Annotated in this window: 8 protein-coding genes and 3 tRNA genes; 4 read left to right on the top strand and 7 right to left on the bottom strand. The window is 75.5% G+C overall.

The annotated features are described in order from the left end of the window. Positions 1-48 precede the first annotated feature (48 nt). Positions 49-927 carry an RNA polymerase sigma factor SigF gene (locus FHR36_RS30795; RefSeq protein WP_253802503.1) on the top strand — a complete coding sequence of 293 codons (879 nt, stop codon included), beginning with the start codon at positions 49-51 and terminating at the stop codon, positions 925-927. A gap of 37 nt (positions 928-964) precedes the next feature. Here the strand turns inward: FHR36_RS30795 and FHR36_RS30800 are convergent, their stop codons facing one another. Both FHR36_RS30800 and FHR36_RS30805 read right to left on the bottom strand, forming a co-directional pair. Further along, complete coding sequence (locus FHR36_RS30800) at positions 965-1,864, bottom strand: tyrosine-protein phosphatase (RefSeq protein WP_253802505.1); 900 nt, start codon at positions 1,862-1,864, stop codon at positions 965-967. A 157-nt stretch (positions 1,865-2,021) separates the two neighbouring features. Further along, positions 2,022-2,222, bottom strand: coding sequence for a hypothetical protein (locus FHR36_RS30805; protein ID WP_253802507.1), 201 nt, complete (start codon positions 2,220-2,222; stop codon positions 2,022-2,024). A gap of 160 nt (positions 2,223-2,382) precedes the next feature. Between FHR36_RS30805 and FHR36_RS30810 the strand changes: the two genes are divergently transcribed. Further along, positions 2,383-3,318 (top strand): aldo/keto reductase, encoded by a 936-nt coding sequence (locus tag FHR36_RS30810; protein ID WP_253802509.1) that lies wholly within the window; start codon positions 2,383-2,385, stop codon positions 3,316-3,318. 79 nt (positions 3,319-3,397) lie between these two features. Here the strand turns inward: FHR36_RS30810 and FHR36_RS30815 are convergent, their stop codons facing one another. Both FHR36_RS30815 and FHR36_RS30820 read right to left on the bottom strand, forming a co-directional pair. After that, complete coding sequence (locus FHR36_RS30815; RefSeq protein ID WP_253802511.1) at positions 3,398-4,813, bottom strand: SPFH domain-containing protein; 1,416 nt, start codon at positions 4,811-4,813, stop codon at positions 3,398-3,400. A 44-nt stretch (positions 4,814-4,857) separates the two neighbouring features. Next, the gene (locus tag FHR36_RS30820; RefSeq protein WP_253802513.1) at positions 4,858-8,070 is read right to left on the bottom strand and encodes an Ig-like domain-containing protein; all 3,213 of its coding nucleotides are present in this window, start codon (positions 8,068-8,070) and stop codon (positions 4,858-4,860) included. Between the two features lie 408 nt (positions 8,071-8,478). Here FHR36_RS30820 and FHR36_RS30825 point away from each other — a divergent pair, with 408 nt between their 5' ends. Beyond that, a complete protein-coding gene (locus FHR36_RS30825; RefSeq protein WP_253802515.1) occupies positions 8,479-9,660 on the top strand; it encodes a globin domain-containing protein in 1,182 nt (393 codons plus the stop codon). A 64-nt stretch (positions 9,661-9,724) separates the two neighbouring features. Here the strand turns inward: FHR36_RS30825 and FHR36_RS30830 are convergent. From FHR36_RS30830 to FHR36_RS30840, 3 genes are all read right to left on the bottom strand, one after another. Next, a tRNA-Arg gene (locus tag FHR36_RS30830) sits at positions 9,725-9,800 on the bottom strand. 34 nt (positions 9,801-9,834) lie between these two features. Then, a tRNA-Arg gene (locus FHR36_RS30835) sits at positions 9,835-9,910 on the bottom strand. A 165-nt stretch (positions 9,911-10,075) separates the two neighbouring features. Further along, positions 10,076-10,166: transfer RNA gene (locus tag FHR36_RS30840), tRNA-Ser, on the bottom strand. A gap of 168 nt (positions 10,167-10,334) precedes the next feature. Between FHR36_RS30840 and FHR36_RS30845 the strand changes: the two genes are divergently transcribed. Next, the gene (locus tag FHR36_RS30845) at positions 10,335-14,069 is read left to right on the top strand and encodes a PAS domain-containing protein (protein ID WP_253802516.1); all 3,735 of its coding nucleotides are present in this window, start codon (positions 10,335-10,337) and stop codon (positions 14,067-14,069) included. Positions 14,070-14,099 lie beyond the last annotated feature (30 nt).

Genomic DNA, 14,099 nt, shown 5'->3' on the forward strand with positions numbered 1-14,099 from the left:
CGTGCGGTGGTGACCGTTGCACAGTCAGTCACGAGGGGGTGGGGGCACATGTCCGGAGAGCTGGGCGGTGCGATCGCGGAGCAGATCCCGGTACCTGCGGCGGTCGACGTACCTGCGGCGGTCGACCGGGCGGATCCGCCGGGCGGGCAGCCGACCGAGACCGCCGTCGACACCCGGACGCTCTCCCGCTCGCTGTTCCGGCGGCTGGCGGCGTTGGCGCCGGGCAGTGCCGAGCACACGTACGTGCGCGACACGCTGATCGAGCTCAACCTGCCGCTGGTGCGGTACGCGTCGGCGCGCTTCCGCAGCCGCAACGAGCCGATGGAGGACATCGTCCAGGTCGGCACCATCGGCCTGATCAAGGCCATCGACCGGTTCGACCCGGACCGCGGCGTGGAGTTCCCGACCTTCGCGATGCCGACCGTGGTCGGCGAGATCAAGCGCTTCTTCCGGGACACCAGCTGGTCGGTGCGGGTGCCGCGGCGGCTGCAGGAGCTGCGGCTGGCGCTCACCAAGGCCGGTGACGAGCTCTCGCAGCGGCTCGACCGCTCCCCCACCGTCCCCGAGCTGGCCGTCTTCCTGGGCGTCAGCGAGGACGACGTGGTGGAGGGCCTGGCGGTCGGCAACGCGTACACCGCCAGCTCGCTGGACTCGGCGCCGAGCGAGGACGAGGGCGGCGACGGCCCGCTCGCCGACCGGCTGGGCTACGAGGACCTGGCGCTGGAGGGCGTCGAGTACCGCGAGTCGCTCAAGCCGCTGCTGGCCAAGCTGCCGCCGCGGGAGCGGCGGATCATCATGCTGCGCTTCTTCGGCAATCTGACCCAGTCGCAGATCGGCGAGGAGATCGGCATCTCGCAGATGCACGTCTCCCGGCTGCTCACCAAGACGCTGGCGCAGCTCCGCGACGGGCTGATCGCCGACGCGTGAGCCGCGGCCGGGGTGCCGCCGAGCCTCCGGAGTGCCGTTACTCGGCCGGGGCGAGCAGGTTGGCGCGCAGGGCCTCGAGGACGCCGTCGTCGAGGCCCAGGCCGTCCTGCCAGAACGCCTCGAAGGTGCCCCAGCCGGCGGCCACCTCCTCGAAGGCGGCCTCCAGGTAGTCGCGGTCGGCGCGGAAGACCGGCAGCAGGAGGGTGGGGTCCTTCATCAGGCCGCGGCTGTAGAAGGTGTCGACGATGTGGTCGATCAGCGCGGCCGAGCGCAGGTTGGTGAGCAGGTAGTCCTCGAACACGGTCTCCCGGTCGACGCCGAGGGCGGTGAGGACGATGGCGGCGGTCCAGCCGGTGCGGTCCTTGCCGGCCGAGCAGTGGAAGAGCAGCGGGGTGCCGTCGGGTTCGGCCAGCAGCCGGACGACGGTGGCGAAGCGCTCACGGGCGACCGCGTCGGTGACGAACCAGCGGTAGAGGCCGATCATCATCCCGGCGGCCTTGCCGTCTCCGAGCAGGGCGTGCTGCTTGTCGGCGTCCCGGTCGGCGAGGGCGTTGCGCAGGGCGACGTAGATGTCGAAGTCGGCGGCGAAGACCGGCAGGTGGTGCAGGGTGATGCCGTCGGCGTCGGTGCGCTCGACGGTGACCGGGGTGTCGGAGAGTTCGGCGTCGACGATCTCGGCCGCGGGCAGGCCGGGAATCCGGTCCAGGCCGGCCTCACGGACCTCGGCGAGGCTGCGCAGGTCGACCACCTGGCGCAGGCCCTGCTCGGCGAGCGCGGCGAGGTCGGCCTCGCTGAGCCGGTTGAGCGCGTCGGCCCGCAGTGCGGCGCCGTGGCGCACGGTCCGGCCATCCGCGGTCGGGTAACCACCGAGGTCACGGGCGTTGACCGCGCCCGTCAGGCCCAGGCTGCGGGCGGTCTCGACGGGTTGCGCGGTCACGGGGCCTCCCAGGGCGCACGGGGCACGGGGCGTACGCCGTACGGCTTCACGGGGCGTACGGGTGTACGGGACGTACGGGTGCCGCCCAGTGTAGGACCCGGCGAGCTGCGGACCAGGGGCGTCGCACGCCCCTGGGACCGCCTGTATTCCCTGCTGCCTACTTGACCGCGAGCCAGACGACGCCGCCGAGGACGGCGAGCGCCAGGACGATCGTGACGACGATCATCGGCGTGCGGGACGGCGAGCTGGAGGTGCCGTAGGTGGAGACGGAGCCGGGGGCCTGCGGGGCCGGGGCCTCGTCGACGAAGGCCCGGAACATCTGGGTGTTGCCGGCGGGGTCGTAGTCGTTGTCAGCCATGGCATGGGACTCTAGCCAACGGGGTAGACCTCCCGACACCCCGTACCCCGCGGGGGTGATGTTCTCCACGGAGCCCTCACCTCGGCGGACGGGCGGAATCCCTTGGGTGGCGGCCGGGTTGACCCCGGGTATGACCACTACCGGAACCCCCCTCCCCCGTGTGACCCTCGGCACCTCCGACCTGGCCGTCTCACCGCTCTGCCTGGGCGGCAACGTCTTCGGCTGGACGGCGGACGAGGCCGAGTCCTTCGCCGTCCTGGACGCCTACGCCGCGGCCGGCGGCAACTTCGTCGACACCGCCGACATGTACTCGGTGTGGGCGCCGGGCAACAACGGCGGCGAGTCCGAGACCGTGATCGGCAACTGGCTGCGCAGCCGCGGCAACCGGGACTCGATGGTGATCGCGACCAAGGTCGGCATGCACCCGGAGCTGTCCGGGCTGCGGGCGGCCACGATCAAGCGCGGGGCGGAGGAGTCGCTGCGCCGGCTCGGCGTCGAGCGGATCGACCTCTTCTACACGCACAAGGACGACCCGGCGACGCCGGTCGAGGAGATCGTCACCGCACTGGACGAGCTGGTGCGGGAGGGCAAGGTGCGGGCACTCGGCGCCTCCAACATCGACGCCGGCCGACTCGCCGCCTCGCTGGAGTTCGCGGCCCGCGAGGGCCTGGCCCGGTACGTGGCGGTGCAGCCGCACTACAACCTGGTGTCCCGGTCGACGTACGAGGGCGCGCTCGCCGACGTGGCCACCGAGCACGGCCTCTCCGCGGTGCCCTACTTCGCGCTGGCCGCAGGCTTCCTGACCGGCAAGTACCGGCCGGGTGGTCCCGCGGTGGACAGCCCGCGGGCCGACGGCGCCGGCCGCCACCTGGCCGAGCCGCGCGGGCCGCTGGTGCTGGCCGCGCTGGACCGGGTGGCCGGGGCGCACGGGGTGGAGCCCGCGTCGGTGGCGCTGGCCTGGCTGGCCGCGCAGCCCACCGTCGCCGCGCCGCTGGCCAGCGCGCGGACGGTGGAGCAGCTGCCGCCGCTGCTGGCGGCGGCCGGCCTGGTGCTCACCGAGGCCGAGCTGAAGCTGCTGAACGAGGCCTCGGCCTGAGCGCATGAATCAGGCTGTGGACACCGGACGGGTGTCCACAGCCTGTGGACGGCGGTCGGCGGGCAGCCGGTCCGCCGGGTCAGGTGGACCTGCCGTCCCGGCGGACCGGGCGGGCGGCCGGGACGGACACCGCGGCGGTCACGCCCGCGGGGGTGACGAAGGCGACCAGCAGCTGTTCCATCAGGGCGCTGCGGGCCGCCTCGTCCAGTTGCTGGGCGGTGGCCCGCTCCAGGCGACGGACGGCGAGCGCCGCCGCCTCCACCGCGTCGTCCACCAGGACCGTGCGCAGGCCCGCGTCCAGGTCGGCGAGGCGCCGGCGGCGCATCGACTCGGAGACCTCCGGGGCGTAGTCCAGGGCGAGCGGCTGCACCGAGTACACCTCCAGCCCGGCCGGGGCGGTCTCGGCCGCCAGCGCCCGGGTGAGCTCGTCGGCGAACCACTGGCCGTCGCGCAGGGCCGGTCCGGGCTGGGCAGATCCGGGCTGGGCAGATCCGGGCTGGGTGGATCCGGGCTGGGCGGCTCCCGGCTCCGCGTTGGAGTCGCAGGGCAGGGTGGAGGCGATCCGGGTCAGCACCGCCTGGGTCTGTTCGCGCAGGTAGGTCTCGTGGTCGGCGATGCCGAGGATCGCCCGGGCGGTGTCCTTGACCCGCCAGACGATCAGCAGCCGCACCACCAGCGGCGTGCCCGTGCGGTCGGTGACGTGGACCGGTTCGCTGCGCCAGTGCCGCAGCCGGACGTCCACCCGGCGACGGCGCATCAGCGGGTTGACCCAGACCAGGCCGGTGCGGCGGACGGTGCCCCGGTAGCGGCCCCAGCGGGTGAGCACCCGGGTCTGGCCGCCGGGGTTGGGGAGCAGGCCGGAGAGGGCCAGCAGGAGCAGTACTCCGGCGCCGGCCGCGGCGGCGATCTCCTGCCCGGTGACCACCGGTCCGCCGGTCGCCCGGACGGCGGCGCTGCGGATGTCCGGCAGCGCGGCGAGGCGCGGGACCACGCCCGTACGGGCGAGCACCAGGACCGCGCCGATCACGCCGAGCAGGATGGCCAGCAGCGGGATCCAGCCGGGCAGGGCGAAGGCGCGCTGCTCGCGCAGCGACTGGTCGGCGCGCGGGGGGCGGCGGACGGCGGGGGCGTCCGCTGTGGTGGACGGGCTGAGGGCCGTGGTGTGGGCCGTGCTGTTGGCCGGGGTGCGGGTGATGCCGTGGGCGGATGCCGGAACTGCCGACAGCTCGACGGTGTCGGCCAACGCGGCGGCGGGCGAACTGCCGGTCGGCGGCTGGTGCGGGTGCGACTGCGAGGGCGGGTCGGTGAGGACCCTCGGCAGCGGCCGGGTGGGTGGATCCGTCTCGACCTCGTCCTCGGCCGGCACCGCCCTGATCAGCGGCTTGGTGACCGCCCTGGCCACCGCCCGGGTCAGCTGGGTGGCGCCGGCGGGGAGGTCGGGCACGGCGGGCGGCCAGGCGGTGGGCAGCGGTGACGAGTCGCGGGTGACGTCCATGCACGGGTCCTCGGGTCTCTGGGTACGGGTGGGGTGACGGCGGGTCAGCGGCGACGGGTACCGCTGCCGCGTCCGAACACCCTTCGGGTCAGCAGGCCCAGTGCGGCCAGCATCAGCAGGACGCCACTGGCGATGCCGCGCCAGCCGGTGGCCTCCGTCCGGTTCGCCGCCGCGAGCGGGTCGGGCGGCGGGACGGCCCCGGCCCGCGGCGCACCGCTCCTGGCACCGCCCTCCGCGATCGCCTCGTCCGCTGGGCGGGCGATCGCGGTGGTCCGGCCGACCACCGGCGCCTTGGCGGACGGGACGGCCGAGTCGGCGGAGGCGGCCGAGGCCGACGCGGAGCCGGAGCCGGACGGCGAGCCGGAAGGGCCGGTGGAGGTGGACACGCCGGGCGACGCGGACGGGCTGCCCGACGTCACGGACGGGGTCGACGGGACGGCCGCTGCGCTGCCGGCCGCGGTCACCGACGGTGCGACGGACGGCGTGATCGAGGCGGACGGGACACCACTCGACGGCGCGGCGGTCGAGCTTGCGGGTGCCGCCGGCGCACTGCCCGACGGCGCCACGGCCGGGCTGCCGGACGGTACGGCTGACGGCGTGGCCGACGGGCTCGCCGAGGCTCCGGCGCTCGTGGACGGGCCGCCCGGCGGAGTGTTCGCCGGACTGCTCACCGGGCTGCTCGGCGTCGGGGGGCTGCTCGGCGTCGGGTCCGGCGTGGGCGGGCCGACGAACGGCGGGACGACGATCGGGAGCAGGCCCGGCGGCAGCGGCGGGAGGTCGGCCGGCCCGGCCGTCGGCGTGGTGGCGAGCGCGCTCCCGCTCGGCGTGGCGGACCCGGAGACCGACGGGCCCGCCGTGGGCGAACCCGACGCCGACACCGACGCCGAGGGGGACGGCGACGCCGAGGCGGAACCCGACCCCGAGGCCGAGGGCGAGGGCGAGGGCGAGACCGACGGCGCGGCCGATGACGGCGAAGACGATGGCGACAGCGACGGCGACGGCGAGGCGGGCGGGGTCTCCGGCAGCGACACGTGGATGGTCACCTGGTCCCCCGCCGTGCCGTTGCCCGCGCGGTCGGTGGCGGTGGCGAGCAGCGTCTGCTCGCCGGCCGCGAGGTCGCGGACGGCGGTGCAGCTCCAGGTGGAGTCGGCGCCGGCCACCCCGCTGCACAGGGTGGCGCGCTCCTCGCCGGGGGCACGGGCCGTGACGGTGACGGTGGTGCCGGGTTCGGCGCGGCCGCTGAGTCGGGGACGGGCGGTGTGGATGGTCTCGCCGGGGGCCTGGGAGAGCAGCACGGGCTTGTCCGGCGGGACGGTGTCGACGGTGAGGGCGACCGGCTTGCCGTCGGTGCGGTTTCCGGCCGCGTCGACGGCGACGGCGGCGAGCTGGTGGCGGCCGTCGGAGAGGTTCTCGACCGGCAGGCAGGACCAGCTGCCGTCGGCGGCGACGGCGGTGCTGCAGACGTCGGCGGCGGGCCGGCCGCCCTGGGCGGTGTCGACGACGGAGACGGTGGACTCGGGTTCGCCGAGGCCGGTGACCAACAGGCCCGGGTCGTTGGTGAATTCGGGCAGGGTGAGCTGGGGGGCGGTCGGCGGCGCCGTCTTGACGGTGATACGGACCGGGTCGCCGCGCAGCACCATGCCGCCCTTGGTGGTCTCCACCGGGACGAGGCTGTGCCGGCCGGGCGTGAGGGCGTGGTCGGGCCGGCAGGACCAGGTGCCGTCCGCGCCGGCGTGCGCGGTGCACAGCGTGGTGTCGCCCTCCGTGACGGCGACGCCGGCGCCGGCCACCGCGCCCTCGCCGCGGAACTCGGGGCGCTGGTCGGCGGTGACGGTGCCGGTGACCGGTGTGGAGAGTTCCGGGTGGGCGGCGCCCACCGAGACGGCGATCCGCTGGTCGACGACCTCGCCGGAGTCGGCGAAGCCGCCGGGGCCGACCAGTTGGGAGCCGTTGCGGGCGATCCGCAGCCGGGCCCAGGTCTGGCCGCTGCCGGCGCCCTTGGGGACGGTCCACTCCAGGGCGGCGGTGGCGGCGCCGGACGGGACGTCGGCCTGCACCCGCTCGGTGGCGTCGAAGCGGCCGTTGTGGTCGAAGTCGATCCAGCCGGCCAGGGTGGCCGTCCCGGAGCCGGGGCTGACCGGGACGTCCAGGTGGTAGTACCGCCCGACCGCGGCCTCGGCCGGGAAGACCAGCGTGGGGTCGGTGCCCTGGTAGTCGCCGCGTCCGGGCTGCAGCTGGGGCGGGACGGGGTTGGACCAGAGGCTGCGCCGGGCGGCGCCGCCGTCCGTCTGCACCACCGGTCCCGGGTCGGCGGGCGGGGGCGCCGGGGCGCCGGGGCCGCCGACCAATGGCTGGTCGACCGTCCCGGCCAGTCCGGGGCGGGCGGTGCGGGTGGTGGTGGCGGCGTCCTTGCCGAGGAACAGGTCGGAGATCACGTGCGAGGCGTTGCCGTAGCCCGGCGGTGCGGTGCCGAGGTCCTCGTCGACGGTGACGGTGTACGCCTGGCGCAGCGCGGGCGGGGCGGTGGTGGAGCCGGCCCGGGCGGTCGAGCGCTGTTCGACCCGGAAGGTGACGGTGGAGACGGTTCCGCCGAGTTCGAGGGTGCCGGCGCCGGCGTCGGTGCCGTCCTTGCCGCCGTCGCCGGCCGGGGCGAGTTCGCCGGGGGCGACGGTCCAGCCGGGCCAGGCGGTGCGGCCGACCAGGGTCGGGGCGCCGGGCGAGCCGCCGCTGACGGTCAGCCGGGTCGCGGTGCTGGTGGTGCCGGTCTTGCCGGTGGCCAGGCCGGCGAGGCCGCTGAGGTGCAGCCGGGGGTTGCGGACCGGCCGGGAGAAGGTGAGCTGGAGGGTGCCCAGGGTGTGCCAGGACCCGTCGGCGACGGGGCGCTGTTCGGCGACGGTGAAGGTCTCAGCCGGGTCGCCGGGACGAATGCCGTCGGAGTAGGCGGGGGCGGCGCCTGTGGCGGCGCCTGCGGCACTGGCGGCGCGTTCCGCGAGCTTTCCGGGAGCGGCGGTGGACTTCACTCCCGGGAGGGGGGAGAAATCCGCCTGGATGACGAAACCGGACGGCAGGACGGCGCGGCGTTCGGCGCTCCAGGCGTTCGGTGACTGCTGGGCGTGGACCAGTGGCGAATCGAGGCCGGCCAGCAGCCCGGTGGCGAGCACGGCCGCGGCGCTCCGGGTGACGGTGCGCCGTGTCCCGGTGCGGAGGACCGGCCGGGCGGCGGAGGCGCGGGCCCGGTGGGGGAACTGTCGGCGCATCCGGCTCTCCTCTCGGTGTCGTCCGGCCAAGTCGTGGGTCCCGGATGGCTTCTGACACGTCAATAACATCTGACAAAAGGGAATCACGATGGGGAGTCCGTCATACCGCGACACCTGGACATTCGTCCGGGTACCACCCGATTGGCGGCCGCCCTTCCGTGAGCAACGGAAGGGCGGTGCGCGGCCCGACCTGCGGCAGGAAAAGACCGGCCGAACGGGACTTCTCCCGAAAGCCGCTGAGTATTCATCACCTCGGTCTGTTCGAATTGCGGGGCCTTTCAGTAGAGTCGACCCCCATGACCACGAATCCGGCCACCGCCCCGCTCCAAGGCCCTGCCGGCGAACCGGCGGCGGACCTCTGCGGGTGGTTTCTGTTCGAGTACGAGCGCTCGCGCTGAGGCCGTCCCGGTGCCCTTCGATCCCGCGGTCGTCCGCGCCAGCTTCGCCGTCGTCGAGCGCCGCGCCGATCAGCTGACCCGGTTCTTCTACGCCCACCTGTTCACCCACAACCCGGGTTTCCAGGCCCTGTTCCCCGAACGTCTCGCCGAGCAGCGCGACCGGTTCTTCGCCGCCCTCACCCAGTTGGTGCTGCGGCTGGACGAACCCGGCCGACTGGCCGGCTACCTGGCGGCGCTCGGCCGCGACCACCGCAAGTTCCGGGTCGGTCCCGAGCACTTCCCCGCCGTCGGCGCCAGCCTGATCGCCGCCCTTCGGCACTTCTCCGGGCACTCCTGGACGGCCGCGATCGAGAAGGCCTGGCAGGAGGCGTACACCGAGCTCTCCGACGCGATGATCGCCGCCGCCCGGGCCGTCCCCGCCGACGCCCCGCGCTGGTGGGACGCCGAGGTGGTCGACCGCCGGCGGGCCGCCGCCGACCTGGTGGTGCTCACCCTGGCCCCCGGCCACCCGTACCCGTTCACCGCCGGCCAGTACCTGACCGCCTGCTCCGCCCGCCGGCCGCAGGTCTGGCGCCCGTACTCGATCGCCTGTGCGCCGCGTCCGGACAACACCCTGGAGCTGCACGTCCGGCGCGTCCCGGACGGGCTGCTCTCCACCGCTCTGGTCAACGACGTCCTGCCGGGCGAGCGGCTGCGGATCGGCCCGCCGCTCGGCGACGCCGTCCTGGACCCGCACTCCGACCGGCCGCTGCTCGCCGTCGCCGGCGGCTCCGGCTGGGGCCGGATCAAGGCGCTCGTCGAACAGCTCGCCCTGGACGGCGGCCGGCCCGCCACGGTCTACCTGGCCGACCGCGCGGGCGGCCCGTACGACCGGGCCGCGGCCGAGCGGCTGGCGGACCGCCACCCGTGGCTGCGGACGGTGCTCCCCGCGGCCGGGGGCGGCGGGGCGGCGTGGTTGCGGGAGCGGCTGGGCCGGCACGGCGACTGCGCCGGGCACGAGGTGCATCTGAGCGGGCCGCCCGGCCTTGCCCGCGCGCTGGGCCGGCAACTGGTCGGCCAGGGCGCCGACCCGGCGTCGATCCGGCACGACCCGGGCGCCGACACCTTCAACCGGGCCCGCCCGCTCACCCCCGGCGAGTGGTTCCTCGACCACCGGGACGTCCCCTGGATCAACCGCACCGAGCTGGGCTGAGACCGCACCCGGAGCGGAGCCCGGGAACGACGAAGGCCCCGGGCTGCTGCCCGGGGCCTTCGGCTGGTGCGCTCAGCAGGATTCGAACCTGCAACCTCTTGATCCGTAGTCAAGTGCTCTATCCGTTGAGCTATGAGCGCTCGTACGGCCCTGGAAGGACCGCGAGCGGTGGGTTGGTGCGCTCAGCAGGATTCGAACCTGCAACCTCTTGATCCGTAGTCAAGTGCTCTATCCGTTGAGCTATGAGCGCTCGCCCCGGCGGACTGGCCTCCTGGGCGGTGCGGGGACAACATTACATGACCTGCGACGCGGGGCGAAATCGATTGCCGCCGACCCTCCGCAGCCCCTCGCCGGTCCCTCGTCACGGGCATGCGAAGAGCCCCGGTGATCGATGATCACCGGGGCTCCCGTGAGGCGGAGGCGGAGGGATTTGAACCCTCGATGGGCTTTAAGACCCAAACCGCATTAGCAGTGCGGCGCCATAGACCGGACTAGGCGACGCCTCCCTCACTCGAACCGCGCCGGCCAGGCCGACGCACTCCGTGCGAAAGCGATGATGCCACAGCGCGAGGCCCCGGCACCAACCACCGACAACGATACTGGGCGGGTCCTCCGCGACGCAAAGAAGAATGAGATACTTCGGGTTCCGGAGAGCCGTGAGGAGACCTGTCGACGTGAGCAGCAGGCCGACCCGAGGCGCTGCTCGCCTCGCCTCGATACTGGACGCACTGCCCGATGCGTTGCTGCTGGTGAACAGCAACGGCACGGTGGTGGACGCCAACAGGGCCGCCGTGGAGAGCCTGCAGGCCCCCGGCACCTCCCTGGTCGGAATGGGCGTCCTGGACCTGCTGCCCGAGTTCGATCCCAGCCGGATCCCCGGGTCGATGCGGCCGCCGAAGAGCGAGACCGAGAGCCTGGACCGCCCGGTCCGGATGACCGCCCGGCGCACCGACGGCACCACCTTCAGCGTCGAGGTGTCCGGCAACGACTTCACCGACGAGGGCGGCGGCGAGCCGCACGGCTTCCTCTCCTACGCCACCACCGACCAGGACCTGCTGCTGCTCCTGGTCCGCGACCTGTCCGCGCGCCTGGGCGTCGAGACCGAGCTGCGCCGCCAGCACAAGCAGACCGAGATGATCCTGCGGGCGGCGGCCGAGGGCGTGCTCGGCGTCGACCTGGACGGCCGCGTGGTGCTGGTCAACCCGGCCGCCGCGCACATCCTCGACTACCGGGCCAGCGAGCTGGGCGGCCGCGAGCTGCACCCGCTGATCCAGCACTCCCAGCCGGACGGCAGCCCGCTCGCCCTGGAGGGCTCGGCGCTGCTGGACACCCTGCTCTCCGGCCGCAAGCACCGGGTGAAGAACACCGTGCTGTGGCGCAAGGACGGCACCCCGGTGACGGTCGACCTCACCACCGCGCCGGTCCGCGACGGCGACCAGCTGGTCGGCGCGGTGATGACCTTCACCGACCGGACCCGCGAGCTGGCGCTGACCGCCCGCAACGAGCACCTGACGGCCGTCCTGGAGAACGAGCTCGGCAGCGCGCTCACCGCGCTGCACCGGCGGATCGACGCGCTGGCCGCCGACCCGGCCGGGCAGCTGTGGCCCGAGGCCAACTGGACGCTGCGCCGACTGGCCGACGAGTGCCGCCGGTTCGGCAAGCTGATCGACGGGGTGCTGGAACACCAGCGCTTCGAGAGCTCGGTGGAGAGCGCCAAGCAGGCCCTGGAGCGCGAACCGGTCGGCCTGGACGGCGTGGTGCAGCTGGCCGTCGAGCAGGCCGGCGAGCTGGTCGGGCCCGGCCGGGTCCGGTACTCGGTGCACGCCGCGGCGGTCGAGGTCCCGGCCGACCGGGAGCGGCTGGCCAGGGCGCTGGCCCACCTGGTCGCCGACGTGAGCGGCGTGACGCCCTCGCTGGAGGCCGCCGCGGGATCGCCCTCGCTCGGGGTGCCGGCGCTGCCGCCGATCGGCGGGGACGCGCCCATGGTGGTGCTGGCCGCCGCGCAGCGCGGCGACGTCGCCCGGATCGAGGTGCGCGGTCCCGCCCGCAAGGCCAGCCCGGTGCACCTGCCGATCGCCCGCGCCACGGTGGAGCGGCACGGCGGGGTGCTGCAGCGCCACGAGCTGCCCGGCCGGGCGGGCACCACGTACGTGGTCGAGCTGCCGCTCGACCCGGAGACGGTGCTGGCCGGCCGGGGGCAGCGCAGCGTGCCGAAGGACTCCGACACCGCGATGCTGCCGGACCTGCCGGAGGTGTCCGGTCCGGCGCCGGCCGGGCGGGAGGAGCGCGGCGTCGAGCCGGGGCCCAAGGCCGAGCAGCCCGCGCCCGCGAACACGCCGGCCGCGGGCACCCCGGTGGCCGAGGCCGGGCCGGGCCGGCCGGCCGGCCGCCCGGAGCAGGACGGGCGCGCCGAACCGGACGCCCGGGAGCGGACCGACGGCGCGGGGACGCAGGTCGCCGCCGCGCCGGAGCGGCCGTCCCGGCGCCGGCGGGCGGCCGCCCGGGCCGAGGAGGCGGCCGCGGAGCCGTCCGGTCCGCGGACGCCGATCGCGCTCGGTCCGGCGGGTGACGCGGGCGAGAGCGCGCCGCGGCCGCCGGAGGAGCCCGCCCGGACGGGCCGGCGCCGCCGCGGCTCCCGGGCCGACGAGGAGTCGCACGGCGCCCTGTCGATCCCGGGCATCCCGGATCCGGGCACGCCGGTCTACCCGGGCCTGGAGCATGCGCTGCCCGCGGCCCCGCCCGAGCCGGTCGTCCCCGCGCCCGCCCAGCCGACCGGCCGTCGGCGCCGGCTGGCCCTGCCGGCCGACCACGCGGACGCCGCCGAGGCGGCGACCACCGTGCTGCCGGTGATCCCGGCCGAACCGCAGCCGTCGGAGGCCGCGCAGTCCGGCGGCGCGCCGGACGCCCCGGCGGCGGGCGGCGCACCCGCGCGTCCGGCCGCCGAACTCGAACTCTCCCGCCCCGCCGTGCCGCCGATGCCGAGCGGGCAGCCCCAGGTTCCGGCGCAGCCGCAGCCGGTGGGCAGCGGGCTCGGTGAGCTGGCACCGCCGCGGCCGATGGGCGGCGGATTCGCCTCGGCCTTCCCGGGCGCCTTCCCGCAGCAGGCGGCGGCGTCCCCGGCGCCCGACGCTCCGGCGGACGGCGGCTCAGCCGCCGTCCGCTCCAACGGGCAGGGCTTCGCGCTCGCCCCGGTCGCGGCGGGCGGACGAGCAGCGGCCCGGCAGGGCTTCGAACTGGCCCCCGCCGGCGGCGGGGACCGGCCGGCCCCGTCGGGCTTCGACGGCGCACCCGCGCCCGGCGAGATCCCGGCGGCCCGCAACGGCTTCGACGCCGCGCCGGGCCCCCACCGGACCGGTTTCGACGCGGCGCCGGGCGCCGGCGGCGGCCGGGCGGTGCGGCAGAGCTTCGACAGTGCGCCGGAGGCGGGCGCCCGGGCACCGTTCGCGGTCGGCCCGGCCGGCGTGGTGGCCCAGCCGGGCTTCGACGGTGCACCGGCCGCCCCCGACGCCCCCGGTGCCGGAGCCGCCGAGGCGGCGCCGGCCGGCGGTCCGCTCGCGCTGCCCGCCGCGTCCGGACCCGGCACTCCCCCGGGCCCGGTCGACGAGCCGGCCGGTTCGGCGCAGGACGAGCCGGACTTCCCGGCCGTGGTCGCGCCGGCCGCGGACGGCGGGGCGCGTCGGCTGCTGGTCTGGCCGGAGCCGGACCCGTCGACCAAGCAGGCGCTGCAGGACCGCGGCTACCGTCCGGTGATCGTGCGCTCCCGCGAGGAGGTGGACGCACAGGTGGCCGGGCTGCCGGCCGCGCTGTTCGTCGACCCGCTGACCGGTCCGATCACCCGGACCGCGCTGCAGTCGCTGCGCACGGCGGCGCTGAACAGCCGCGTCCCGGTGCTGGTCACGGCGGGCCTCGGGCAGGCCACCAAGGACGCGGCGTACGGGGCCGAACCGGCCGTGCTGCTGCGGGCGCTGGCGCCGCGCGACAGCGAGAACCACGCCGCCCGGGTGCTGCTGGTGGAGTCCGATCCGGACATCGCGGCGGCGCTGGTCGCCGGTCTGGAGCGGCGCGGCATGCACGTCGACCACGCCGCGGACGAGAACGAGGCGGTGGCGCGGGCCAGCAGTGTGCAGCCCAACCTGGTGGTGATGGACCTGCTGCAGATCCGGCGCCGCCGGGTCGGCCTGCTGGACTGGCTGCAGGCCAACGACCGGCTGCACCGTACGCCGCTGGTCGTCTACACCTCGGTGGACCTGGACCCGCAGGAGCTGCCGCGGCTGCGGACCGGCGAGACGGTGCTGTTCCTGGCCGAGCGCTCGACCACGGACGAGGTGCAGGCGCGGATCGTCGACCTGCTGGCCCGGATCGGTGCGATCGGCGAGGTGTCGGCGACCGCCGGACCGCAGGCGCACTGACCTCCGTACCGGGCCCGGTACGGAAGTACC

The organism is Kitasatospora cinereorecta, from assembly GCF_024172095.1.
Taxonomy (GTDB): domain Bacteria; phylum Actinomycetota; class Actinomycetes; order Streptomycetales; family Streptomycetaceae; genus Kitasatospora; species Kitasatospora cinereorecta.